Source organism: Blattabacterium cuenoti (assembly GCF_014252395.1).
In the GTDB taxonomy this organism is placed as follows: Bacteria; Bacteroidota; Bacteroidia; order Flavobacteriales; family Blattabacteriaceae; genus Blattabacterium; species Blattabacterium cuenoti_AA.
This window is the reverse complement of sequence record NZ_CP059219.1, coordinates 166,284-192,417: the sequence shown is the minus strand read 5'-3', so window position 1 is coordinate 192,417 and position 26,134 is coordinate 166,284. Positions and strand designations below refer to the sequence as shown.

The following is a 26,134-nucleotide window of genomic DNA, read 5'->3' as shown; positions in this document are numbered from 1 at the left end:
ACCTTTATCATCATCATATGTTTATGAAAAAATATGTGCTATCATTAGATCAGGGAACTACTAGTTCTAGAGCTATTATTTTTGATAGAATAGGAAATATTATTTCCCTAGCTCAAAGAGAATTTACACAAATTTATCCCTATCCTGGATGGGTAGAACATAATGCAGAAGAAATATGGTCTACACAAGCTTCAGTTGCTTTAGAAGCAATTTTAAAAGCTAATTTACAAGGAGAAAATATTGTATCTATAGGAATAACAAATCAAAGAGAAACTACTGTTATATGGGACAAAAAAACAGGAGAACCTGTATTTAATGCTATAGTTTGGCAAGATAGGCGTACATCTAAATATTGTGATCTTATAAAAAAAGAAGGATTAACTGAGATGATTAGAAAAAAAACAGGTTTAATTATAGATCCTTATTTTTCTGCTACAAAAATTAAATGGATATTAGAAAATGTACCAGGAGCTAAAAAAAAAGCTAATTCTGGATCTTTAGTTTTTGGTACTATAGATTCATGGTTAATATGGAATTTAACCGGTAAAAAAATTCATGTAACAGATGTTACTAATGCTTCTCGTACTATGCTTTTTAATATTCATACACTTAATTGGGATAAAGAATTAATTGATTTATTTGATATTCCAATGAATATGCTTCCAGAAGTAAAATCATCTAGTGAAATCTTTGGTTACACTACAGGACATATTCTTTCTCATAAAATTCCAATATCTGGAATTGCTGGAGATCAACAAGCTGCTCTTTTTGGTCAAATGTGTACTAAAATTGGTATGGTAAAAAATACTTATGGAACAGGTTGTTTTATGTTAATGAATGTAGGTAAAAATCCTGTATTTTCTCAAAATAATTTGATAACTACTATTGCTTGGAAAATTAAAAATAAAGTGCAATATGCTTTAGAAGGAAGTGTTTTTATTGCAGGAGCTGTTATACAATGGCTTAGAGATGGATTAGGCCTTCTTTTATCTTCAAATGAAGCAGAAACGATAGCTTCTTCAGTAGAAAATACAGAAGGTTTATATATGGTACCAGCTTTTTCTGGTTTAGGAGCACCTTATTGGGACCAAAAAGCTAGAGGGACAATTGTAGGCATAACAAGAGGAACATCTTCTGCTCATTTTGTTCGTGCTGCATTAGAAAGTATAGCCTTTCAGAATATGGATGTTCTTAAAGCTATGGAAGCAGATTCTGGTATTTCTATAAAAGAACTTCGTGTAGATGGAGGAGCTACGGTAAATAAATTGTTAATGCAATTTCAATCAGACATTTTAAATGTAAAAGTTGTAAAATCTAAAATTTCCGAACTTACAGCAGCTGGAGCCGCTTACTTATCTGGTTTAGCTGTTAATTATTGGACTAGTTTAGATGATATTCAAGATAAATGGCAACTGGAACAAGTTTTTGAACCAAAGGAATTATCTAATCGTTTAGAACGAATTAAAGGTTGGAAAAAAGCGATAAAAACAACTCGTTCTTGGTCAAGAAAATAAAATTAAATAATATGACAAAAATATGTGCAGAAATCATAGGAACAATGATTTTGATATTTTTAGGTAATGGTGTGGTAGCAAATGTTATTTTATCAAAAACTAAAGGTTATAATAAAAATGGAGAGTGGTTAACTATTGCTATAGGATGGTCTTTAGCTGTTTTTATGGGGGTTCTTGTTTCTGCTCCTTACAGTGGAGCACATTTAAATCCATGTGTAACAATAGGTTTTGCTATAATTGGAAAATTTAATTGGAATATGGTCCCTTTTTATATTTTTTCACAATTAATTGGAGCTATGTTTGGATCTTTATTAGTATGGTTTTTATATAAAGATCATTTTTTTGAAACGAAAGAAGGACAAGATAAACTATCTGTTTTTGTAACAATTCCTTCTATAAATAATTTTTTTATGAATTTTTTTAGTGAAGTATTAGCTACTTTTATTTTTATTTTTATTTCTTTATATCTTACAACAGAAGGATCCCTTTTTTTTAAAGAAAATAAGTATATAATCGGTTTAGGATCTTTAGGGGCATTACCTTCTGCTTTGGTAGTGTTAGGTGTTATTTTATCTTTAGGAGGTTCTACAGGTGCTGCTATTAATCCTGCTCGTGATTTAGGTCCTAGAATTATATATTCTATAATTCCAATACCTGGAAAAGTAAAAAGTAATTGGGATTATGCTATTATTCCAATAATAGGACCTATTGTTGGAAGTATTATAGCAGCTATATTATATTTATTTTTATCCTCATAAAAATTTGTAACTTTTTTTTATGAAAAAATTATCCCATTCTAAAGAAGATTTTGATAGAGATCATAAAAAAATAGGTAAAAAATTAAAATTTTTTATTTTTTCTGAAAGAGTAGGATCAGGATTACCTTTATGGTTACCAAAAGGAACTATTATTAGAAATAATTTGGAAAAATTTTTAAATAATATTCAAAAAAAATCAGGATATGAAATGGTTATTACTCCACATATTGGACATAAAAAATTATATATAAAAAGTGGTCATTGGAGTAAATATGGAAAAGATAGTTTTAAATCTATTAAAACTCCTCGTAAAGAAGAGGAGTTTATTTTAAAACCAATGAATTGTCCTCATCATTGTGAAATTTATCGTTCTCAAGAATGGTCTTATAGAGATCTTCCTAAACGTTTTTCTGAATTTGGAACAGTATATCGTTATGAACAGAGTGGAGAACTTAATGGTTTGACTAGAGCAAGGTGTTTTACTCAAGATGATGCTCATATTTTTTGTACTTATGATCAATTATTAGAAGAATTGAAAAAAGTAATAGATTTAGTTTTTTATGTATTTCGTTGTTTGGGTTTTTTTAAATATGTAGTTAGAATATCTCTTAGAGATCCTAAAAAAATAGATGATTATATAGGATCAAAAGAAAATTGGGAAAAAGCGGAAAGAGCTATATTAAAAACAGTACAAAAAGAAAAAATAGAAGCATCTATTAATTATGGAGAAGCGGCTTTTTATGGTCCAAAATTAGATTTTTTAATAAAAGATTCTTTAGGAAGAAATTGGCAATTAGGAACAATTCAAGTAGATTATAATCTACCTGAAAGATTTGATTTATATTATAAAGATAAAAATAATGAAAAAAATCGTCCAGTAATGATACATAGAGCTCCTTTTGGATCTTTGGAACGTTTGATCGCTATTATGATAGAACATACAAAAGGTAATCTTCCATTATGGATAGTACCGAATCAAGCAGTAATACTTACTATAAGTGATAAATATATAGTTTATGCAAAAAAAATTTTAAATTTGATGCTTAATTACGATATTCGTGTATTTATTGATGGTAGAAACGAAAATATTAATAAAAAAATTAAGGATTCTGAAGATAATAAAATTCCTTATATGATTATTTTAGGAGAAAAAGAGGAAAAAAATGATATAATTTCATTACGATATCATGGATTAGGACATATAGGAACATTTTCTGTTTCTAATGGTATAGAAACTATTTTAAGTAAAATAAATTTTTAAACTATAAAATTATTATAAAAAAAAAATTTTCAAGAGGAAATAAGAAAAAGAGGATTTATCGTCCATTACTACAAAAAAAAGATGCACATAGGATCAATCAAAGTATTGATTCACATAAAATTCGTTTAGTAGGCGATTCTTCCATAGAAAATGGTATTTATTCAATACAAGAAGCTATTTTATTTGCTAAAAAAAGAGAATTAGATTTAGTTGAAATTAATCCTAAATTGGACCCTCCAGTATGTAAAATATTAGATTATAAAAAATTTTTGTATGAACAAAAAAAAAGGAAAAAACAATTTAAAGCAAAACAAGTAAAAGTAAATACTAAAGAAATTAGATTTGGACCACAAATAGGAGATCATGATGGAAAAGTTAAAATAAAAAGTGCTGAAAAATTTTTAATGCGTGGAGATAAAGTAAAAGTATTTGTTTTTTTTAAAGGTCGTTCAATTGTATATAAAGATCAAGGTAAAATAAAATTATTAAAATTTGCAGAAGAAATTGAAGAATATGGAAAAGTAGAACAAATGCCAGTTATGGAAGGAAAAAGAATGTATATGATTTTAGCTCCAAAAAAATTTTAACTATTATACTATGCCAAAATTAAAAACAAAATCTGGATCAAAAAAAAGATTTAAAAAAACGGCCAATGGATATATAAAAAATAAAAAAGCATTTAAAAATCATCTTTTAACTAAAAAATCAAAAAAAAGAAAACGTAATCTTTCTACATTTTCTATATTAAGTAAATCAGATAAAAAAAATATAATAAAACAAATTTAAATTATGCCAAGATCTACAAATGCAGTTGCTTCTAAAAGAAGACGTAAAAAAATACTTAAATCAGCAAAAGGTTTTTATGGATCAAGAAGTAAAATTTATACAGTAGCTAAAAATGCTGTAGAAAAATCTTTTCTTTATTCTTTTTTAGGAAGAAAAAAAAAGAAAAGAGATTTTAGATCTCTTTGGATACAAAGAATTAATGCTGGTGTACGAGAGTATGGAAAATCTTATTCTGAATTTATAAAAAAATTATATGATAATAAAATTAAAATTAATAGAAAAGTTATTTCTGATATTATTATGAATGATCCATCCGTTTTTAAAAAAATAATAAAATATATTTATAAGTAATTTTTATAAGTAATTTTTAATTTTTTTCAAAGAAAAATTTTTTATCTATTAATTTTTTTTTCATAGAAGAAAAATAATCTATAAATAGTTTTCCTTCAATATGGTCGTATTCATGTAAAATAACTCTTGCACATATACCTGTTAATATTTTTTTTTTTTTTTTCCAATTACGATTATAATATTCAATCAACACATTAGATTTTCTTTTTACATATCCCATAATTCCAGGTATACTAAGGCATCCTTCATTAAATTTTTGTTCTTTTCCATAAGTTTTTAATATTTTTGCATTAATAAAAACTTCTTTATAATTTTTTATTTTTTTTCCATTAAAAAAAGGAGTTTTAACTATAAATAGTCGTATATTTTTTCCTATTTGTGGCGCAGCTAATCCTATTCCTTTTTCTTTATGTATAGTTTCAAACATATCTGTTATTAATAGATTTATTTTTTTTCTACAAGAAAAAAAATCTATATCTAAACATTTTTTTCTCAAAATGGGATTTCCATAAAGTATTATAGGTAACACCATATTAATTTTTATTTTTTATTAAATAAGATTGCAATATTAGTGTAGCACTAATTTGATTTAAAATTTCTTTTTTTTTTCTTTTTTTTTTTTTTAAACCTAACTTTATCATAGCTTGAAAAGCAATTTTAGAAGTAAAACGTTCATCTATTCTTTCTATAATAATTTTAGGATATTTGATACGAATTTTTTTAATAAATTTCTGAATATTTTTTTCTAAAAATTCTTTTTTATTATTTAATTTTTTTGGTAATCCTATTACAATTTTTTCTATATGTTCATGATAAAAAAAAGATTCTAAAAAAATCATTAATTTTTTGGTAGGTAGAGCATTTAATCCAAATGCAAATATTTGTTTAGTATCTGTAATTGATAAACCTGTTATTACTTTACCATAATCTATTCCTAATATTTTTGCCATTATTATAACAAATATATACTTGTTATCTTATTTTATTTTTACTACTTTTGTTTTTAATAATTTTTTTATGTATTTATAAAAATGAATAGATTAAAATTAGAAATAGAAAAAGCTTGGAATAAAAAAAAAGTAATATGGTCTACCGATAAAAATATAAAAAATATAATAGTACAGATAATTGATTATATAGATCAAGGGTTGATTAGAGTATCAAATTTTTTGAATGAAAAATGGATAACAAATGAATGGGTAAAAAAAGCTATTATTATGTATTTTTCTATTCAAGAAATGAATATCATAGAAGTTGGTCCATTCGAATTTTATGATAGAATACCTATAAAAAAAAATTTTAAAGAAAAGGGGATTCGTGTAGTTCCACCTGCTGTAGCTCGTTACGGTTCTTATATATCACCTGGAGTAGTTCTTATGCCTTCTTACGTAAATATAGGAGCATATATAGGAGTAGATACCATGATAGATACATGGTCTACTGTAGGTAGTTGTGCTCAAATTGGAAATCGTGTACATATAAGTGGAGGAGTTGGAATTGGAGGAGTTTTAGAACCTTTACAAGGTAATCCAGTAATTATTGAAAATGATGTTTTTATTGGATCTAGATGTATTTTGGTAGAAGGAGTTCATATAGAAAAAAGCGCTGTATTAGGAGCAAATGTAGTAATAACAGCTTCTACTAAAATTATTGATGTTACTAATGAAAAACCTATAGAAATAAAAAAATGTGTACCTAAATATTCTGTAGTAATACCTGGATCTTATACAAAAAAATTTAATTCAGGAATATATCATGTTCCATGTGCTTTAATTATAGGTAAAAGAAAAGATAGTACTGATAAAAAAACTTCTTTAAATGAAGCATTAAGAACACATCATTTATCTATTTAAATATATGTCTTTTTATAAAGAAATAGAAAAAAGTTTAGATATTTTAAAAAAAGGAAAAAATTTATTATATCCTACAGATACTGTTTGGGGAATTGGATGTGATGCTTTTAATATTAAAGCTATAAAAAAAATATATAAAATAAAAAATAGAAATTTTTCTAAATCTATGATTCTTTTAGTGGAAAGTATGGATAGATTATATGAATTAGTAGGAAAAATACCTTCTTTTATTAAAGAAATAATTATTGATAATATTCAAAAAAATAATAAACCCATTACTGTAATATACAAAAATAGAAAAAGAATATCATCTCATTTTTTTAGTAAAAAAGAAACATTAGCTATTCGTTTAACTAAAGATCCATTTTGCACTTGTTTAATACAAAAGTTAGATAGACCTATTATTTCTACTTCTGCTAATTTATCTGGACATTCCACTCCTAAATCTTTTTTAGAAATTAGTCCTTCTATTTTAAGAAAAATTGACTATGCAGTTAATTTTAGAAGAGAAGAAAAAGCTATTTATAATAGTTCAACTATTATAAAAATTATTTTAAATAAAGTTGAAATATTACGTACATAGTAAATAAATTTTTTATGAATTTATCATATGCTCTTCATAAAAAAATATTTCATATAGTAAGCCTATCTGCAAAGAAAATAAAACAAGATAGTTATGTAGTAGGAGGTTATGTACGAGATTTTTTATTGGGAAAAATAGGATCAGAAGATCTAGATATTCTTACTATAGGAAAAGGTATACTTTTAGCGAAAGAAGTCATTAAATATATTAAACCTGTTCCTAAAATAAAAATATTTAAACGTTTTGGAACAGCTATGTTAGAATATAATAATCAAAAGATAGAATTTGTTGGATCTAGAAAAGAATCATATCATTTTTATAGCAGAAAACCTATTATAGAGTTAGGATCCTTACAAGATGACCAAAATAGAAGAGATTTTACTATTAATACTTTAGCCATTAGTTTAAATAGTGTAAATTATGGAGAATTAATAGATCCATTTGGAGGATTTTATGATTTAAAAAAAAAAATATTAAAAACTCCATTGGATTCCGATATTACTTATTCTGATGATCCTCTACGAATGATGCGAGCTATACGATTTGCTACTCAACTTAAATTTTTTATTGATAAACCTTCGTTTCAATCTATTAAAAAAAATAAGAATAGAATAAATATTGTTTCTATAGAAAGGATTATAGATGAATTTAATAAAATTTTATTATCTGAAAAACCATCTATAGGTTTGTTTTTATTATATAAATCTGGATTATTATCAATTATTTTACCGGAAATAATTTTATTAAAAGGAACAGAAGAAAAAAATGGATATAAACACAAGGATAATTTTTATCATACTTTGCAAGTAATAGATAATATTAGTAAAGATAGAAAAAGTACTCTTTGGTTAAGATGGGCTGCATTACTTCATGATATAGGGAAACCTTATACTAAAAAATTTTTTCCAAAAATAGGTTGGTCTTTTCATGCTCATGAATTTATTGGATCAAAAATGATTCCTAATATATTTAAACGATTAAAATTACCAAGAGGTATTCCTATGAAATATGTAAAAAAAATAATTCAACATAGTTATAGACCTATTGCATTAATAGGAAATGATACTAGTGATTCTGCTATACGTAGATTATTATTTGATCTTGGTGAAGACTTAAATGATTTAATGAAATTATGTATAGCTGATATTACTACTAATAACATAGAAAAAAAAAATCAGTATAAAAAAAACATTTTTTTTCTTATGAAAAAAATTAAAAAATTAGAAAAAAAAGACCGTATTCAAAATTGGAAATCTCCTATATCAGGAAATGATATTATGAAGGCTTTTCATGTTAATCCATGTAAAAAAATAGGAATTATAAAAAATTATATTAAAGATTCTATTTTAGAAGGAAAAATATCTAATAATTTTAATTCTGCTTATTTTTTTATGTTAAAAAAAGGAGAAGAATTAGGATTAAAAAAAAAATAAATTATGTTATTTTCTATTATTAATGGAAAAATTAAAAAAAAAATTATATTATTACCACATAATAATCCAGATGGAGATGCTTTAGGTTCTTCTTTAGCGCTTTTATTTTATTTAAGAAAACTTAAACATGATGTAGATTTAATATCACCTACAGAATATCCTGAATATTTTAAATGGCTTCCAGGAATTAAAGATATTATTATTTTTTCAGAAAAAAATCAATCTATAATAAAAAAAAAATTTTTAAATTCTGATTTTATTTTTATTATAGATTTTAATAATTTATTAAGAATAAAAAAATTTAAAAATTTTTTTTTATATTCAAAAGCAAAAAAAATACTTATAGATCATCATCCTTTTCCATTTCATTTTGATTTTATGTTTTCAGATCCAAAAGTATCAGCTACCAGTATTTTAGTATTTAGATTTATATCTGATATGAATCATTTAGATAAAATAGATAAAAAAATAGCTACATGTTTATATGTTGGTTTAATGACCGATACAGGATATTTTCGTTTTCCATCTGTTACTTCAGAAACTCATTTTGTTGCCGGTAAATTAATAGAAAAAGGAATTAATATAGATGAAATCTATGGACATTTACAAGAAAAATATAATGAAAATAAATTAAAACTTTTATCTAAAGCTTTGAAAAAATTAAAAATTATAAAAAAATATCGTACAGCTTATACAAGTATAAGTTATTCGGATAGTAATTTTTATTCATATAAACAAGGAGATTCTGAAGGTATTATAACCTATGGATTAGGTATTAAGAATATTGTATTTTCTGTTTTCTTTTTTGAAGAAACAAAAAAATCTCCCATAAAAATTTCTTTTCGTTCAAAAGGTAACTTTGATGTAAATATATTTGCTAGAAAACATTTTGGAGGAGGAGGACATAAAAATGCAGCAGGAGGAATATTAGAAAAAAGTTTATCTGAAACTATTAAATACTTTTTAAGTATTATTCCTTCTTATAAAAAAGATATTATATTTTCCATTTAATATTACATCCATAACTAACTTTGGTTGTTTGTACAATATCTATTCCTTTTAAAATATTGTTTAATACTTTTCTTACATCATATCCTGTAACGGGTATTTTATTTTCAGGTCTAGAATCATCTAATTGACCATGATAACATAATTTTCCAGATCCTGAAAATATAAAAAATTCAGGAGTACATTTAGCTCCATAATATTTAGCTACTTCTTGTGTTTCATCAAAAAAATAAGGAAATGGATAATCTAATTTTCTCATATTCTCAGGAGAATCTTCTTGATAATTATTAAAATCATTAGAATTGATAGCTAAAAATGATATTTTTTTTGGAATAAAATCATTAGCCAAACGAATTAATTCTACATTAATATGTTTAACATATGGACAATGATTACAAATAAACATAATTACAGTAGCTTTTTCTGAAAAAAAATCTTTTAAAGATCTTTTTTTTTCAGAAAAAACTTCTAATAATTCAAAATTTTTTATTTTTATTTTAATTTCTTTAGAAGAATAAGTTAATACCATATTATTTTTTATTTTTTTTTTTTTTAGAACAAAAGACAAGATATTTTTTCTTTTCTTCTTCAGCTAATTCAGAATCTATTAATATCCTTCCACTATGTTCATCTATTAACAATTTATTTCTTTGTATAAGTTCAGAATATTTTTGCGGTGTTATTGCTAAATAAGAACCTAATGGAGCTCCTCTTTGCACTGGAGCAACAGCTACTCCATTTTTTACTCCATTTCTTATCTTATTATAAGTTTTTAATAAATTATTATCCACTTTTTTAGAAAAAAATAAAGATTTTTCTAGTAACATTTTTTCTTCTTTATTATTTTCTGATAAAATTTGATTTAGTTCTTTTTTTTTATGAAATATATGTTCTTCTTTATTTTTTATAACATTTTTATTTTTTTTTAAAAAATCTTCTTTTTTATATATTTTTATATCTAATTCTTTAATTTTTTTTTTGTATAGTTGAATTTCTAATTTTTGATAATCAATTTCTTTATTAAAAGAATATAATTCTTTGTTATTTTTTATATTATCCTTTTGTTTTTCATATTTTTTGATCAATATTTCTGATATTTTAATATTTTTATTTTGTTTTTCTATATTATTTTTTAGATAAATTATTTCTTCATAAATATTTTCTAAATTTTCTTTCATTTGAAATTCTTCTTCTTCTAAACTTTTTATCTCCATAGGAATATTTACACGAAATTTTTTTATTTCATCTATACGAGAATCTATTAATTGAAGATTATATAATACTCTTAATTTATCTGCTATATCTATAGCAGCTTCTTGTATTTTATGACCCATAATATTAAAAAAAGTATTTAATTGGATTAGTATTTACTTCTGACTCATAAACAGAAATAGAAGGAAAATTCTTATCTAAAAAATATTTTAGTAATTTTTTAGTAAATTTTTCAGATTCATAATGATCTACATCTACTATCAACATTTTTTTTTCATATTTAAAAAAATCATGATATTTTAAATCAGAGGAAATAAATGCATCCGCTTTTTCTTTTATAGACGCTTCAATACCAAAACTTCCAGAACCTGTAATCATCGCTATTTTATAAATTTTTTTACCAGTAAAATGAGAATGTCTAATACAAGGAAAATTCATTTTTTTTTTTATAAAAAAAAGAAATTCATGTTCATTCATTTTTTCTTTTAAATAACCTACTGTTCCTATTCCTATATAAGGATTTATATTTTCTATATTATAAATTTCGTAAGCTATTTCTTCATAAGGATGACTCTTAAAAAGAGCTTCTTTTATTTTATTTAATTTAAAAGAAGGAAAAATTACACTAATACAAGCCTCTTTTTCTATATGAAAAACTTCTTTTTGACCAAAAAAAGGTTTAGTTTTTTTATTACCCATATAAGTACCGAATCCATCAAAATTATAGCTACAATGACTATAATTAGATATATTACCAGCTCCTGCTTCAAATAAAGAATTACGTACTTTTTCTACATAATTGTTAGGAACATAAGTATTTAATTTTTTTATAGTTCCTTTTTTTGGAAAAAGTACTTTATTTCTAGTTATTTGTAATAACTTAGATACATAAGATATATTTCCTTCCCATACGAAATCTAAATTTGTATGTATTACATAAATAGATATGTCATTTTTTAATGCATATATTATTATTCTTTCTGAAAACGTTTTTCCAGTTATATTTTTTATTGGTTTAAAAATAATAGGATGAAAAGATATTATAAGATTACATTTTTTATTGATTGATTCATCAATAACTTCTTCAGTTATATCTAAAGTTATTAATATTTTTTTTACTTTTTGATGTAGATAACCTATTATCAATCCAACATTATCATAAGATTCAGCATATTCTATAGGTGCTAAATTTTCTAATTTATTAGCTATATCTCTTACTAACATTTTTTATCTAAAAATAGACCCATATAGACAAATTTATCAAAAAAAATTGATTTTTATAATATTATTGTATAAATAAAATAAAAAAATAATTATGAATTTTTTAAAAAAAAAACCTAAGTGGATAAAAGTAAAATTACCAATGGGAAAAAATTATAATGAATTACAAAAACTAGTTTCTATACATAAATTAAATACTATTTGTCAAAGTGCTAGTTGTCCTAATATAGGAGAATGTTGGGGAAAAGGAGTAGCTACTTTTATGATATTGGGTAATATTTGTACAAGATCTTGTAAATTTTGTGGAGTAAAAACTGGACATCCTGAAAAAGTAGATTGGAATGAACCAGAAAAGGTTGCTAAATCCATAAAAATATTAAAAATAAAACATGCAGTATTAACTTCTGTTAATAGAGATGATTTAAAAGATATGGGAAGTTCTTTATGGGTTAAAACTATACAAAAAATACGATTTTTAAATCCAAAAATAACAATAGAAGCTTTAATTCCTGATTTTAAAGGAGAAAAAAAAATAATAGATAAAATAATTGAAATTAAACCTGAAGTTATTTCTCATAATGTGGAAACAATTTCAAGATTAACAAAAAAAATACGTATACAAGCTAAATATGATCGTAGTCTTAAAGTATTACAATATATAAAAGAAGAAAATAAAAATATTCGTACAAAAACAGGAATTATGTTAGGTTTAGGAGAAAAAAAAGAAGAAATATTAAAAACAATGGAAGACATAAAAAAATCTAAAGTAGATATATTAACAATAGGTCAATATTTACAACCTTCCTTAAAACATTATCCAGTTAGTTTTTTTGTTGTACCAGAACAATTTAAAAAATTAAAAGAAATAGGATTAAAAATGGGTTTTAAATATGTAGAAAGTGGACCATTTGTACGTTCTTCTTATCATGCAGAAAAACATGTAAAATAAATTATAACTATTAGTTATCTTTTCCAAAAGAATAAATATTTTTTTTTTCATTCCAAATTTTATTTTCATGAAGAAATTTTTTAATATAAAAGGATATAGATGATTTATTATTTACTAGTTTGGAAAATAAAATAAGTTGTTCAATTGAACGAGTAGTAGCTACATATAATAAATTGATATTATCAAATTTAATATTAGATAAATAATCCTCATAAAGATTACGTATTTTATTATCATTTATATGTTTTAAATATGGTCCTATTTCTAAATAAATAGTATCTAATCCATGATATAAATTAGGATTTACATTGATCCATGTAACTTCTTTTTTTTTAGAAAATATATTCCAATCTGTAAAAGGAATAATTACTACAGGAAATTGTAATCCTTTAGATTTGTGAATAGTCATAACACGAATAGAATTTATATTATCAGAAATAACAATACTTTCTTTTTCTTTTTTATGTTCCCAATAATATATAAAATCTATAATAGAATATTCTGTAAATCTATAAACAAAATCTAAAAAAGAATAAATAGATGCAGAATTATGTTTATTTAATAAATGAAAAGATTTAATTATTTCCTCTGAAATATGATATATAGATTTATTATATAATTTTTTTAACGTTAATGAATTATTTAATAATATTTTTTTTAAAAATAAATCTAATGGTAAAAAAAGAATATCTATAATAAAATTAGTAATTTTTTTTTTTATTTTTTTTATATGAATAAATTTATTTTTTAACAATAAAAAAATTAAAACAACTCTTTTTTGATAACAGTTTGGATTAGAAATAATATAAAAAACATTTATAATTATTTGTATTTCTAAATGATTTTTTATTAATAAAGAAACGGAAGTATTTACATTAAATCCATCTTTAACAAGTTTTTCAGATAAAAAATAACTTTCTTTATTATTTCTAACTAAAATAGCAATATCAGATAATGCATATTTTTGTTTTAGTAATTTTTCTATTCTATTTTTTATTTTTAAATAAATATACTCTTTGTAATCCTTAACTTTATCTAAATATTTAACAAAATTTAATTCCACATATCCTCCATATTTTTTAAATATTTTTTGTTTTGAATTTTTATATATGTTTTTATGAACAGTAATATTAAAAATTTTAGATAAAGATTGATAAAGCAAATTATTAAATTTTACTATTTCTTCATAACTTCTAAAATTAGTTTTTAAATTTTCTAATTTTTTATAATAAACATTTGTATAAGAATATATTAAATTAATAAATTGTTTAGCATCTCCACCTCTCCATCGGTATATAGATTGCTTGGGATCTCCTACTATAATAGCTGATCCATTTTCTGATATGGCATTTTCAATTAAAATTTTAATATTATTCCATTGTAAATATGAAATATCTTGAAATTCATCTATAAAATAATATTTATACCGTATTCCTATTTTTTCATAAATTTTTGGAAATGTATCCTTAATAATCTTTTCATAAATAATTTTATTTAATTCTATATTTAAAAAAATTTTTTCTTCATTTTTAAATATATTAAATTCTTTTTCTATTTCATTTATTATTGATAGTATATTAATATTTTTTAAAAAAAAATGATCTAAAATATAATATGATATATTTTTTTTATATATATGTTTTGTTTCTTTATATAAAGAAAGTATTTTATACTTATTTTTTTCAATTAAAATTTTTTGATTTTTTTCTATAGAATTTTTAGAAAAAAGTATTCCTTTTTGTATATTTTTTTCAAGTCTTTCGTTGAAAAGATTAAAAATAATATTTCCCTTTTGTAGTTTTTGAAAAAATTTTGGTAAATCTGAATAAATGAATGAATTATTATAAATAAAATTTTTTTCTAAAATTTTAGAAAATTTTTTTCCTTGTTTTTTACATTCTTTTTCAAATTTATTAGTTCTTTTTATTAAAATATTTTTTAACTGAATAAAATCTTCTAAAGAATATCCTTTAATTTTATTTATAGGAAAAAAATGATTTTCCTCTATCATTATACGAGCTATTTTAAATAGTTCTTTACTTATATCCCAATTTTTACCATTATTAAATTTTTCTAAAGAAAATTCCACTAATACATTTGACCATTTTTCTGAGTTGCATAATTTATGTAAAATACTTTTTACTATATTCGATAATAATCTTTCTATATTCATTTCTAAAGTAAGTTCTTTATAAGAAGAAAAAGATCGAATAATATGATAATTAAATTTATCTATAGTACTAATATTTCTAGAAAAACAAGAAAAATCATGTAAAATTGAAAATAATATTTTTATAGAACGTTCATATAACTGTTCTTTTGTTAATTTACAATCTTCTGAAAGCCTATTAAACAATAAATAATCTTCTTTTCTAATTTTTTTACTAGAAAAAGATTTTATACATTGTATAATTCTTTTTTTCATTTCTTCAGAAGCTTTTTTTGTAAAAGTTAAAACCAAAATTTTTTTAAATTCTTCAGGATTTGAACTTTTTAATATAACATAAAGATAGTTTTCTACTAACAAAAATGTTTTACCTGAACCAGCTGAAGCATTACATATTTTTAGTGTAGATGGAAATAACATAATAAAAAATTAATCATTATATGGTAATAAAATACTTTTTTTTACATTTGTTTATCCTTTAAAATAAATTTTAAATACATGTCTAAAAAATTTCCTTTTGGGGTAATCACTGGTGATCTTGTTAAAGAAATATTTGAATATGCTAAAAAAAATTCTTTTGCTATACCTGCAGTGAATGTTGTTGGATCTAATACTATAAATGCAGTAATGGAAACAGCTGCAGAAATAAATTCTCCTGTAATAATTCAATTATCTAATGGAGGAGCTATTTTTAATGCTGGAAAAAAACTTAATAATTATAAACAAAAAGCAGCTATAAAAGGATCTATAGCATGTGCTATGCATATTCATGAATTAGCATCATTTTATAAAGCTACAGTTATTCTTCATACAGATCATTGTTCTAAAGCTCTTCTTCCATGGATAGATGGACTAATAAAAGCTAATGAAGAATATTATAAAATTTTTGGAAAAACATTATTTAGTTCACATATGTTAGATCTTTCTCAAGAAACTTTACAAGAAAATATTAGTATTTGTGAAAAATATTTTAATAGGATGAATAAAAATAAAATATCTATTGAAATAGAACTTGGTGTAACTGGAGGAGAAGAAGATGGAATAGATAATTCTAATATAGAAAATAATAAACTTTATACTCAACCTGAAGAAGTTTGTTATGCTTATGAAAAATTAATGAAAATAAGTAATAATTTTATTATTGCTGCTTCTTTTGGAAATGTACATGGAGTTTATAGACCTGGAAACGTAACTCTTCGTCCTGAAATATTAAAAAAAACACAAATTTATGTACAAAAAAAATTTAATTCCAAAAAAAAACCAATTTCTTTAGTTTTTCATGGTGGTTCTGGATCTTCTAAAAAGGAAATACAAGAAGCTATTAATTATGGAGTTGTTAAAATAAATGTAGATACTGATTTACAATATGCTTTTACATGTGGAGTAAGAAATTATATAATAAAAAATAAAGAATATATAAAAAAACAAATAGGTAATCCAGAAGGAGAACATATACCTAATAAAAAATATTATGATCCAAGAGTATGGTTAAGGGAAGGAGAAAAATCATTTAAAATTATTTTAAAAAAATATTTTGAATTAATGAATAATATTAATACTTTATAAAATTTATGGCTTGGTTTTTAAGAAAAAAAAAGAATATAGTAACTTCTATTGAAGATAGAAAAGATTTACCAAAAGGTCTGTGGTATAGAACTCCTAGTGGAAAAATAATAGATACAGAGGAATTAAAAAAAAATGCTTATGTAAGCCCAGAAGATGGATATCACGTAAGAATTAATAGTAAAGAATATTTTGAAATTCTTTTTGATCATGGAAATTTTTTAGAAATAAATGTTAAAATAATGAGCAAAGATCCTATAAAATGGAAAGATTATAAAAAATATACAGATAGAATAAATGAGGCTAGAAAAAAAACTAATTTATATGATGCTATTAGAACAGGAGTAGGAAAAATAAAAGGATTAAATGTAGTGATATCTTGTATGGATTTTTTATTTATAGGAGGATCTATGGGTTCTGTCGTAGGAGAAAAAATATCTAGAGCAATAAAATATTGTATTGAAAAAAAATATCCTTATATATTAATTTCTAAATCTGGAGGAGCAAGAATAATGGAATCTTCTTTTTCATTAATGCAAATGGCTAAAACAATCGCTAGATTAACTCAATTACGTGATGCTGGAATTCCTTATATATCTGTTCTTACAGATCCAACTACAGGAGGAGTAATTGCATCTTATGCTTTACTTGGAGACATTAATATAGCAGAACCAGGAGCTCTTATTGGATTTGCTGGGCCTAGAGTTATTAAAGAAACGATAGGAAAAGATCTTCCAGAAGGATTTCAAACTTCTGAATTTCTTATGGATCATGGTTTTATAGATATTATTTCTTACAGAACTGAATTGAAAAAAAATATATATAATTTGGTTTCTATGATGATATAAATTTATTTATTCCCATTCAATAGTAGATGGAGGTTTAGAGGTTATATCATATACCATTCTATTAATTCCTTCTACTTCATTAATAATTCTACTTGAAATTTTTTCTAAAAAATCGTAAGATAAATGTGAAAAAGTAGCAGTCATAAAATCTTCCGTATTAATGACACGTAATACTGCTGTATATTCATATGTTCGTTTATCTCCCATAACTCCAACAGATTTAATAGGTAATAAAATAATGAAAGCTTGATTTACAGTATCATATATATTATAATTATTTAATTCTTCATAAAGAATATTTTCTGCTTTTTTTATAATTATAATTTTTTTTTCATTTATTTTTCCAATAATTCGAATACTTAATCCAGGACCTGGAAAAGGATGACGATATAAAATTTCTTTTGGTAACCCTAATTTTTTTCCTATTTTTCGTACTTCATCTTTAAATAATTCTTTTAATGGTTCTATTAATTTAAATTTCATAGAAATAGGTAGTCCTCCTACATTATGATGAGATTTTATAGAACAACTTAATTTATTTGATGAAAATATTGAAGATTCAATAATATCTGAATAAATAGTACCTTGAGCTAAAAATTCAACATTTCCAATTTTTTCTGATTCTTTTTGAAATATGGAAATAAATTCTTTTCCTATTATTTTTCTTTTCATTTCAGGATCACTAATTCCATTTAGACTAGATAAAAAATTATTTTTAGCATCTATTATTTTAATAGGCAAATTTATTTTTTTACATAATAAAGATATTTTTTCTTTTTCTTTTTTTAAAAGAAATCCTGTATCTACAAAAATACAATTTAAATAATTTCCAATAGCTTTATAAATTAAATAAGCAGAAACAAAGGAATCTACACCTCCAGAAAATCCTAATATGACTCTCTTTCCGTAAACACGTTTTTTTATTTTATCTATAGATTTTTCTATAAAATTATTTATTTTCCATTTTGAATTACATTTACAAATACGAAAAATAAAATTTTTTAATATAAATATTCCAAATTTTGTATGTTGTACTTCTGGATGAAATTGAACTGCATAAATATTTTTATTTATATGAGTTAAAGCTGCAACGCGACAAGATGAAGTATGACCAATAATTTTTAATTCTTTTGGAAGATCTTTTATTTCATCAAAATGACTCATCCAAACTATAGATTTTTTTGGTATTTTGTAAAATAAATCATTAATTTTATCTATAGTAAAATCTACTTTTCCATATTCTTTATATTTAGATTCCTCTATTTTTCCTCCTAAAATAAAAGAAATAAGTTGCATACCATAACAAATTCCAAGTATAGGTATATGTAATTTAAAAATATTTTTAGATATTAATGGTGAATTTTTTTCATAAACAGAACAAGGTCCTCCTGATAAAATAATTCCTTTAGGTTTTTTTGATAAAATATTGTGTATAGAAATATCATAAGAATATAACAAAGTATAAACTCCTAAATCTCTAATTCTTCTTGCTATTATATGACTATATTGAGATCCAAAATCTAATATAATAATCAAGTCTTTTTTCATTTTTGTATTTGAAAAAAATTATAAACCAATATCCTTTCTAAAATACAAATTATCAAATTTTATTTTTTTTACTTTATCATAAGCTTTATATCTTGCTTCTTTAAGAGTATTTCCTATTCCAATTATATTCAAAACACGTCCGCTTGATGTTATCCATTTATCTTTTTTTTTATTTGCTCCAGCAATATAAAAAGGTTCTTTTAAGGAGTCTAATCCTGATATCATTTTTCCTATATCATAATTTTCTGGATATCCATTAGAGGATAAAACTACACAACAAGAGTATAATTTTTTCCAAGAAATATATATTTTTTTTTTCAAAAAAATAGACTGAATAATATTTAATAAATTACTTTCCATTAAAGGTAACAAAGCTTGAGTCTCAGGATCACCCATACGAACATTATATTCCAACAAATAAACTTTATTAGAAGTAATCATTAATCCAAAATATAAAAATCCAAAAAAAATTAATTTTTCTAAAATTAATCCTTTTAAAGTAGGATTTAATATATTTTTTTTAAAATATAACCAAACAGAATTAGTCATATATGGATTAGGAACAATAGATCCCATACCTCCTGTATTTACTCCAATCTCATTTTCTCCAATTTTTTTATAATCTTTAGCTGATATAAAAGGAATAATATGTTTTCCATTGAAAATAGATATAATAGAAGCTTCTATTCCTTGCAAATAATCTTCTATGATTATCTTATTTCCAGAATTTCCAAATTTTTTTTCTATCATAATAGTTTTTAAAGCTTTTTTAGCTTCATTTTTGTTTTTAACTAAAAAAACTCCTTTTCCTCCAGCTATTCCATTAGTTTTAATAACTAATGGTTTTGTTTTTTTTTCTAAAAAAGAAACAGCTTTGTCATAACAAGAAAAAACTTCATATTTTGGAGAACTTATTCCATATTTTTTCATAAAATCTTTTGAAAAAGAACGGTCCACTTCAAGTTGAGAAGATAAATAGTTTGGTCCAATTATTTTTAGTCCAAAATCATGAAAAATATCTACTATTTTTTCCATTAAAAAAATTTCAGATCCTACAATAGTTATGTCTATTCCATTTTTTTTAGCAAAAAAACCTAATTCTAATGTAGAATGATAATTTTCAATATTTTTTCCTATTAGACTAGTACCTCCATTTCCAGGATAAAAATAAATATTTATAGAAGGATTATCTTCAAATAATTTTTTTCCAATAGCATGTTCACGTCCTCCGTTTCCAAGAATTAAAATTTTCATTATAATTAATGTTTAAAATGTCTTTTTCCAGTAAAAGCCATAGCAATTCCATAATCATCACAAGCTTTTATAGATTCTTTATCACGTATAGATCCTCCTGGTTGAAGAATAGCACGTATTCCTCCTGAACGAATAGCTTCATCTACTACATCTCTAAAAGGAAAAAAAGCATCAGATACTAAAACTAATCCTTCTTTACTTTTATCTATAGCTCTATTTATGGCCTGAGAAGCAGCCCAAATTCTATTAGTTTGACCTCCAGAAATACCTAAAGTTTGCATTTTTTTAGCTACAACAATAGCGTTAGATTTCACATATTTCACTACTTTTTGTGCAAACAACAAAGATTTTAATTCTTCATTAGAAAATTTTTTTTTAGTAACTATTCTATAATTATTATCATCTTTTTCATTACAATTATCTATTTCTTGTACTAAAATACCTCCATCTATTTGTACATATTCAAATTTATCTGAAATTGCTTGATTTATACTGATAATTCTAATATTTTTTTTTATTTTTAAAATATTTAATGCTTCTTCTGAAAAGGATGGGGAAAGAATAACTTCTAAAAAAATATGATTAATTTTTTTTGCTAATTCTTTTTCTACTGGAACATTAACAGCCATTATTCCGCCAAAAGAAGAAATTGTATCAGCATAATAAGTTTTTTTAAATGCTTCAATAATATTTTTTCCTAAAGCTACTCCACAAGGACTGGAATGTTTAACTGTACAACAAGCTGGATCGGTAAATTGAGAAACAATTTTCCAAGCTATATCCATATCTCGTAAATTATTAAATGAAAGATCTTTACCATGCAAATGAGTAAAATTACTCATTGATCCTTTATAAAGAGTATTGATATAATAAGCTGCTTTTTGATGAGGATTTTCTCCATAACGTAGATTCATTTTTTTCTCAAAAGATGAATGCAAATAATAAGGAAATTCATTTTCTGAAAGAATTTGAGAAATAGCAGAATCATAAGAAGAAGTAAAATTAAATACTTTTCCAGCTAATTTTCTTCTTAATTTTAAAGAAGTAGAACCATATTGAGTTATTTCATCTTGTACCGATTTATAATCATTTTTATCTACAATTGCTGTAACATATAAAAAATTTTTAGCTGCTGCACGAAGCATAGAAGGACCTCCTATATCTATAAATTCAATCAAAGAATTAATAGATTTTTCATTTTTTTTTTCTAAAAATGGATAAAAATTAATTAATACAATATCAATAAAATGAATATTATGAGAATGAATAGATTTTATATGTTTTTCAATAGAACGATTTGCTAAAATACCTCCATAAATATTAGGATGAAATGTTTTTAATCTTCCATCCAAAATTTCAGGAAAAGAAGTAATATCCGTAATATCTATTACATTGGATAATCCATTTTTTATTAAAAATTGTAAAGTTCCACTAGTAGAAATAATTTCATATCCATTTTTGTATAAAAAATTAACAAAATCGAATAATTGATCGTTTTTTTGATAAACACTAATTAAAGCTCTTTTCATAAAAAATATTAATTATTTCCAATTTTTTATTGATTGAATTAATATATCCTTTTCTACAAAAGAAATTTTTTTTGATAAAGATATTGGAGTTTCTTTTGAAGAAATTTTACATGATTTTTTCAAAATTATGTTTCCTAAATCAACATTTTCTGTCACATAATGAACTGTAGCACCTGATATTTTTTCTTTATTTTTTAAAACTTCTTGATGTACTTTTATTCCATACATACCTATACCTCCATATTTAGGTAAAAGTGAAGGATGAATATTTATTACTTTTCCAAACCATTTTTTACAAAATTTTGCATCAAGTATAGACAAAAATCCAGAAAGAACTACAATATCTGGAATATTTTTTACAAGTATATGATTTATTTCTTTAGAAAGAAATTTTTTTTTAATTTTTTCTAAAGAAATAGTATTGATATTTTTTTTTGATGCATGATTAATAGCAATACAAAATCGGTCAGAAATAACTAAATTTACTATAAAATTAGAAAGAATACCGTTTTCAATTGCTTGTAAAATATGTTGCATATTGGTTCCTTTTCCAGAAACTAAAATAGTTATTTTTTTCATAAAAAAATGAAAATATTATTTAAATAAAACTTTTTTATTACCTTTCACTATATTACCAAATATAAAAGGTTTTTCTCCTAAAAAACGTAATTTATACAAAATAGAATTTTGTTCTTTAGATGATATAATAATTATCATTCCTACTCCCATATTGAAAGTATTCCACATTTTCTTTTCTGATAGATTTCCTTTTTTTTGAATAAAATTAAAAATGGGTTGAATAGGAATATTTTCTTTTTTTATTATAGCTGATAAATTTTTAGGAAGAATTCTAGATAAATTATCTGGTATACCTCCTCCAGTAACATGAGCTAATCCATGAATTGAAAATTCTTTTAATAAAATATGAATAGGAAAATAATAAATTCTAGTTGGAATTAAAAGAGTTTCATAAAAAGGTTTTTTTTGAAAAATTTCTATAAAATTATTTGTAGAAAATATTTTTTGAATTAAAGAAAAACCATTACTATGTACACCAGAAGAAGGAAGTCCTATCAAAATATCTCCTTTTTTAATAAGTTTTTCTCCATTTATAAGATATTTTTTTTCTACAATACCTACACAAAATCCAGCAATATCATAATCATTTTTTTTATAAATACCAGGCATTTCTGCTGTTTCTCCTCCAATAAAACAAGTGTTCGTTCTCTTACAAGAATTAGCTATTCCTTCTATTATTTTTTTTATAATAGTAGAGTTTAATTTTCCACAAGCTAAATAATCTAAAAAAAATAAAGGAATTCCACCATGACATAAAACGTCATTTACACACATAGCAAAACAATCTTCTCCAATTAAATCATATTTTTTATAATTAATAGCTAAACGTAGTTTTGTTCCTACTCCATCTACTCCAGATACTAAAATGGGTTCTTTATATCCACATTCATATATTTTATAAAAACCAGAAAAATGATCTAATGAGCTAATTACTTTATTATTATAAGTTTTTTTTATAATTTCATTAATTTTACATATGATATGATTACTTTTTTTCATGGTTAATTTTTGTACAATTTATATTTTTATAAACTGGATAAATTCCTGTGAAACAACCAAAACAATAATTATTACTTCCAAGTATATCTATTATATTATTCATACTTAAAAATTCTAAACTATCTACATTTAATATTTTTTTTATATTTTCTTTTATATTAGTATATGAAATAAGATCTTTTCTACTTGGAGTATCTATACCTAAATAACAAGGGGCTATTATAGGAGGGGAAGCACTTCTAAAATGAATTTCTTTAGCTCCTGCTTTTCTTAAGATAAAAACTAATCTACGACTAGTAGTTCCACGAACTATAGAATCATCAATAATAACTACACGTTTTTCTTTTATTTCATATAAAATAGGATTTAATTTTAAGTTTACCATTTTCTCACGCATTTCTTGTTTAGGAACTATAAAAGATCTACCAATATATTTATTTTTAACTAGAATTGGTTTAAAAGGAATGCCAGATGCTTTAGAATAACCAATAGCTGCTGGTACTCCAGAATCTGGTACTCCAATAACAACATCCGCTTCTACTGGATGCTGTTCATAAAGTTTTTCTCCACTTTTTTCCCTAATTTCATAAACATTTATATTTTCAATTAAAGAATCTGGACGAGAAAAATAAATATACTCAAAAGAACATATTCTTTTTTTTATATATTTTTTTTTTCTAATCATTGAAAATTTAATAGATTTTTTATCTACTAAAATTATCTCTCCTGGAAACAAATCTCTAATATAAATACCTCCTATAGAATCTATTCCACAAGTTTCAGAACTAAATATGTAAGTTTTTTCATTTAATATTCCATAACATAAAGGACGTATACCATTTGGATCTCGAAATGCTGCTATTTTATTATCCATAAGTACTATTACAGAATAAGCTCCTTTAATATCAAGAGTAGTTTTTTTAATAGCTTTTTCTAAACTAGAATTTGATTCTAGTAAATATTTTTGTATTAAACGTAAAATGACTTCAGAATCTGAATATTCTGAAATAAAATGAACACCTTCAGATTCTAATTTTTTACGAATATATTGAGCATTTACTAAGTTACCATTGTGTACTATAGATATAGTACTTTTACCATAAATATTTTCTCCAAAAAATGGTTGTATATTTTTTTTACTTTGTCCTCCTTCTGTAGAATAACGAGTATGTCCAATAGCTGCATTTCCATGATAACATTCAGAATTTAAAATTTTTCTAAAAAAATCTAAAACAAGTCCTTCACTTTTATGTGATATAATAAATCCATCTCGTAAAACAGAGAAACCACAAGCTTCTTGTCCTCTATGTTGTAATGCAAATAATCCAAATTGGATTAAAGAAAATGTGTCTACTTTATTAGGAGAATAAATTCCAAAAATACCACATTCATCATGAAATTTATCAGTTTTTTCCTTTATAGGGAATAATTGATATATCATCTTTTTTTTTTATGGAAAAAGAATATATTTTATACATAATGGATTAATTTTTTATAACATTTAATCTTTTCAGTATTTCCATATAAATGTCAAGTATATTTTCTTTTAGTCCGATCCTAAATGGATCTTTATCCAACTTTTTTTTTGTTTTTTTATCCCAAAAACGACAAGTATCAGGACTAATTTCATCAGAAAGTAAAATTTTATTTTGATCATTTTTACCAAATTCCATTTTAAAATCTACTAATATTATATTTTTATCCAAAAAAAATTTTTTTAAAATTTTATTTATATTTGATATAATATGATAAATAATGTTTAATTCTTCATAAGAAATTATATTTAAAAAAACAGCATGATGATCATTAATCAATGGATCTTTTAATTTATCATTTTTATAAAAAATTTCAAAAATAGCATTTGATATATATTTTCCTTCTTTAATTCCTAAACGTTTAGACATGCTTCCAGCAACTATGTTACGAACAACAAATTCTAAAGGAATCATATTTACTTTATGACATAATTGTTCTCTATTATTTTTTTTTTGTACAAAATGAGTTCTTATTCCACAAGAATTTAGAAAATTAAATATAAATGTAGTTATTTCATTATTAAAAATTCCTTTATCTTGTAAAAAATTATTTTTTAGTCCATTTGAAGCTGTTATATTATCTTTATAGTGAACAATAACATAAAATGGATTATTAGTAGCATATATTTTTTTTGTTTTTCCTTCTAGTAAAAGATTTTTTTTAATTATGGAAGTACTCATAATCATAAATTTTGCTCTACTTCAGTTATTAATTTTTCTTTTATTTTCATTTTAAATTTTATAAGTGATTTTTTTATTTCTTTATATTTTATAGATAAAATATGAATAGCAAATAAAGCTGCATTATATGAATTATTAATACCCATTGTAGCAACGGGAACATCTTTAGGCATTTGTACCATGGAAAAAAGTGCATCTATACCTCCTAACAATCCATTATTACTATTATAAATAGGGACACCTATAACGGGTAATATAGTTTTTGAAGATATTATTCCTGGTAAATGAGCTGATAATCCAGCTCCTGCTATAATTACATCTGTATTTTCAGATTCTATATGTTTTATTACCTTAGATAAGGTATCAGGAAGTCTATGTGCAGAAATAACATACGACTTATAACTTATATTAAATTTATTAAGTATTTCTGCTGTTATTTTCATAGTTGATTTATCAGAAATGCTTCCAAGAAATATAGCTACTTTCATATTTTTTTATTTTA

At 23.1% G+C, this 26,134-nt stretch carries 27 protein-coding genes; 13 read left to right on the top strand and 14 right to left on the bottom strand.

Translation table 11 applies throughout. The features are described 5' to 3' along the window. The first annotated feature begins 17 nt into the window (after window positions 1–17). The 6 genes from glpK to rplT are packed head-to-tail and all read left to right on the top strand — an operon-like array spanning window position 18 to window position 4,670. Window positions 18–1,514, top strand: coding sequence for a glycerol kinase GlpK (gene glpK, locus H0H36_RS00900; protein ID WP_185869765.1), 1,497 nt, complete (start codon window positions 18–20; stop codon window positions 1,512–1,514). Window positions 1,515–1,525: 11 nt separating this feature from the next. Further along, window positions 1,526–2,272: an MIP/aquaporin family protein gene (locus H0H36_RS00895; protein WP_185869764.1), complete on the top strand. Its 747-nt coding sequence runs from the start codon at window positions 1,526–1,528 to the stop codon at window positions 2,270–2,272. A 19-nt stretch (window positions 2,273–2,291) separates the two neighbouring features. Further along, complete coding sequence (gene thrS / locus H0H36_RS00890) at window positions 2,292–3,533, top strand: threonine--tRNA ligase (protein ID WP_185869763.1); 1,242 nt, start codon at window positions 2,292–2,294, stop codon at window positions 3,531–3,533. Window positions 3,534–3,586: 53 nt separating this feature from the next. Further along, the gene (gene infC, locus H0H36_RS00885; protein WP_238786214.1) at window positions 3,587–4,120 is read left to right on the top strand and encodes a translation initiation factor IF-3; all 534 of its coding nucleotides are present in this window, start codon (window positions 3,587–3,589) and stop codon (window positions 4,118–4,120) included. Window positions 4,121–4,130: 10 nt separating this feature from the next. Continuing rightward, on the top strand, window positions 4,131–4,319 hold the full coding sequence (gene rpmI / locus H0H36_RS00880) for a 50S ribosomal protein L35 (protein WP_185869762.1): 189 nt from the start codon (window positions 4,131–4,133) through the stop codon (window positions 4,317–4,319). 3 nt (window positions 4,320–4,322) lie between these two features. Further along, entirely contained in the window at window positions 4,323–4,670 is a 348-nt protein-coding gene (gene rplT, locus H0H36_RS00875) for a 50S ribosomal protein L20 (RefSeq protein WP_185869761.1), read from the top strand. A 16-nt stretch (window positions 4,671–4,686) separates the two neighbouring features. Here rplT and def read toward each other — a convergent pair whose 3' ends face one another. Next, the gene (def, locus tag H0H36_RS00870) at window positions 4,687–5,202 is read right to left on the bottom strand and encodes a peptide deformylase (protein WP_185869760.1); all 516 of its coding nucleotides are present in this window, start codon (window positions 5,200–5,202) and stop codon (window positions 4,687–4,689) included. A 1-nt stretch (window position 5,203) separates the two neighbouring features. After that, a complete protein-coding gene (gene ruvX, locus H0H36_RS00865) occupies window positions 5,204–5,620 on the bottom strand; it encodes a Holliday junction resolvase RuvX (RefSeq protein WP_185869759.1) in 417 nt (138 codons plus the stop codon). Between the two features lie 81 nt (window positions 5,621–5,701). Between ruvX and H0H36_RS00860 the strand changes: the two genes are divergently transcribed. The 4 genes from H0H36_RS00860 to H0H36_RS00845 are packed head-to-tail and all read left to right on the top strand — an operon-like array spanning window position 5,702 to window position 9,550. Beyond that, entirely contained in the window at window positions 5,702–6,523 is an 822-nt protein-coding gene (locus H0H36_RS00860; protein ID WP_185869758.1) for a 2,3,4,5-tetrahydropyridine-2,6-dicarboxylate N-succinyltransferase, read from the top strand. Between the two features lie 4 nt (window positions 6,524–6,527). Beyond that, the gene (locus H0H36_RS00855) at window positions 6,528–7,106 is read left to right on the top strand and encodes an L-threonylcarbamoyladenylate synthase (protein ID WP_185869757.1); all 579 of its coding nucleotides are present in this window, start codon (window positions 6,528–6,530) and stop codon (window positions 7,104–7,106) included. Window positions 7,107–7,120: 14 nt separating this feature from the next. Next, window positions 7,121–8,539: a CCA tRNA nucleotidyltransferase gene (locus H0H36_RS00850; RefSeq protein ID WP_185869756.1), complete on the top strand. Its 1,419-nt coding sequence runs from the start codon at window positions 7,121–7,123 to the stop codon at window positions 8,537–8,539. 3 nt (window positions 8,540–8,542) lie between these two features. Next, the gene (locus H0H36_RS00845) at window positions 8,543–9,550 is read left to right on the top strand and encodes a DHH family phosphoesterase (RefSeq protein WP_185869755.1); all 1,008 of its coding nucleotides are present in this window, start codon (window positions 8,543–8,545) and stop codon (window positions 9,548–9,550) included. On the opposite strand, the gene H0H36_RS00840 is transcribed toward H0H36_RS00845, so the two are convergent. From H0H36_RS00840 to H0H36_RS00830, 3 genes are read right to left on the bottom strand one after another with little or no spacing between them, the layout of a single operon-like run. Continuing rightward, the gene (locus H0H36_RS00840; RefSeq protein ID WP_185869754.1) at window positions 9,534–10,076 is read right to left on the bottom strand and encodes a thioredoxin family protein; all 543 of its coding nucleotides are present in this window, start codon (window positions 10,074–10,076) and stop codon (window positions 9,534–9,536) included. The genes H0H36_RS00845 and H0H36_RS00840 overlap by 17 nt on opposite strands. 1 nt (window position 10,077) lies before the next feature. Further along, window positions 10,078–10,881: a zinc ribbon domain-containing protein gene (locus tag H0H36_RS00835; protein ID WP_185869753.1), complete on the bottom strand. Its 804-nt coding sequence runs from the start codon at window positions 10,879–10,881 to the stop codon at window positions 10,078–10,080. A gap of 4 nt (window positions 10,882–10,885) precedes the next feature. After that, complete coding sequence (locus H0H36_RS00830) at window positions 10,886–11,983, bottom strand: Nif3-like dinuclear metal center hexameric protein (RefSeq protein WP_185869752.1); 1,098 nt, start codon at window positions 11,981–11,983, stop codon at window positions 10,886–10,888. A gap of 91 nt (window positions 11,984–12,074) precedes the next feature. Here H0H36_RS00830 and lipA point away from each other — a divergent pair, with 91 nt between their 5' ends. After that, window positions 12,075–12,929, top strand: coding sequence for a lipoyl synthase (gene lipA / locus H0H36_RS00825; RefSeq protein WP_185869751.1), 855 nt, complete (start codon window positions 12,075–12,077; stop codon window positions 12,927–12,929). 10 nt (window positions 12,930–12,939) lie between these two features. Here lipA and H0H36_RS00820 read toward each other — a convergent pair whose 3' ends face one another. Next, the gene (locus H0H36_RS00820; RefSeq protein WP_185869750.1) at window positions 12,940–15,516 is read right to left on the bottom strand and encodes a UvrD-helicase domain-containing protein; all 2,577 of its coding nucleotides are present in this window, start codon (window positions 15,514–15,516) and stop codon (window positions 12,940–12,942) included. A 78-nt stretch (window positions 15,517–15,594) separates the two neighbouring features. Between H0H36_RS00820 and fbaA the strand changes: the two genes are divergently transcribed. Continuing rightward, a complete protein-coding gene (gene fbaA, locus H0H36_RS00815) occupies window positions 15,595–16,662 on the top strand; it encodes a class II fructose-bisphosphate aldolase (RefSeq protein ID WP_185869749.1) in 1,068 nt (355 codons plus the stop codon). Window positions 16,663–16,667: 5 nt separating this feature from the next. Further along, on the top strand, window positions 16,668–17,507 hold the full coding sequence (gene accD, locus H0H36_RS00810) for an acetyl-CoA carboxylase, carboxyltransferase subunit beta (protein WP_185869748.1): 840 nt from the start codon (window positions 16,668–16,670) through the stop codon (window positions 17,505–17,507). A gap of 6 nt (window positions 17,508–17,513) precedes the next feature. Here accD and guaA read toward each other — a convergent pair whose 3' ends face one another. Genes guaA through purE form a run of 8 tightly spaced genes read right to left on the bottom strand, consistent with a single transcriptional unit; the run spans window position 17,514 to window position 26,120 of the window. Continuing rightward, window positions 17,514–19,055: a glutamine-hydrolyzing GMP synthase gene (gene guaA / locus H0H36_RS00805; RefSeq protein ID WP_185869747.1), complete on the bottom strand. Its 1,542-nt coding sequence runs from the start codon at window positions 19,053–19,055 to the stop codon at window positions 17,514–17,516. A gap of 18 nt (window positions 19,056–19,073) precedes the next feature. Beyond that, on the bottom strand, window positions 19,074–20,309 hold the full coding sequence (purD, locus tag H0H36_RS00800) for a phosphoribosylamine--glycine ligase (RefSeq protein ID WP_185869746.1): 1,236 nt from the start codon (window positions 20,307–20,309) through the stop codon (window positions 19,074–19,076). A 5-nt stretch (window positions 20,310–20,314) separates the two neighbouring features. After that, complete coding sequence (gene purH / locus H0H36_RS00795) at window positions 20,315–21,838, bottom strand: bifunctional phosphoribosylaminoimidazolecarboxamide formyltransferase/IMP cyclohydrolase (RefSeq protein WP_185869745.1); 1,524 nt, start codon at window positions 21,836–21,838, stop codon at window positions 20,315–20,317. A 12-nt stretch (window positions 21,839–21,850) separates the two neighbouring features. Next, window positions 21,851–22,417, bottom strand: a complete 567-nt coding sequence (locus H0H36_RS00790) for a formyltransferase family protein (RefSeq protein WP_185869744.1) — start codon at window positions 22,415–22,417, stop codon at window positions 21,851–21,853. Window positions 22,418–22,432: 15 nt separating this feature from the next. Next, window positions 22,433–23,416 (bottom strand): phosphoribosylformylglycinamidine cyclo-ligase, encoded by a 984-nt coding sequence (purM, locus tag H0H36_RS00785; protein ID WP_185869743.1) that lies wholly within the window; start codon window positions 23,414–23,416, stop codon window positions 22,433–22,435. Beyond that, window positions 23,403–24,857, bottom strand: coding sequence for an amidophosphoribosyltransferase (purF, locus tag H0H36_RS00780; RefSeq protein ID WP_185869742.1), 1,455 nt, complete (start codon window positions 24,855–24,857; stop codon window positions 23,403–23,405). The genes purM and purF overlap by 14 nt, the downstream gene beginning before the upstream one ends. Window positions 24,858–24,900: 43 nt before the next feature. Next, complete coding sequence (purC, locus tag H0H36_RS00775; protein WP_185869741.1) at window positions 24,901–25,638, bottom strand: phosphoribosylaminoimidazolesuccinocarboxamide synthase; 738 nt, start codon at window positions 25,636–25,638, stop codon at window positions 24,901–24,903. Continuing rightward, a complete protein-coding gene (gene purE, locus H0H36_RS00770) occupies window positions 25,635–26,120 on the bottom strand; it encodes a 5-(carboxyamino)imidazole ribonucleotide mutase (RefSeq protein WP_185869740.1) in 486 nt (161 codons plus the stop codon). The genes purC and purE overlap by 4 nt, the downstream gene beginning before the upstream one ends. Between the last annotated feature and the right edge of the window lie 14 nt (window positions 26,121–26,134).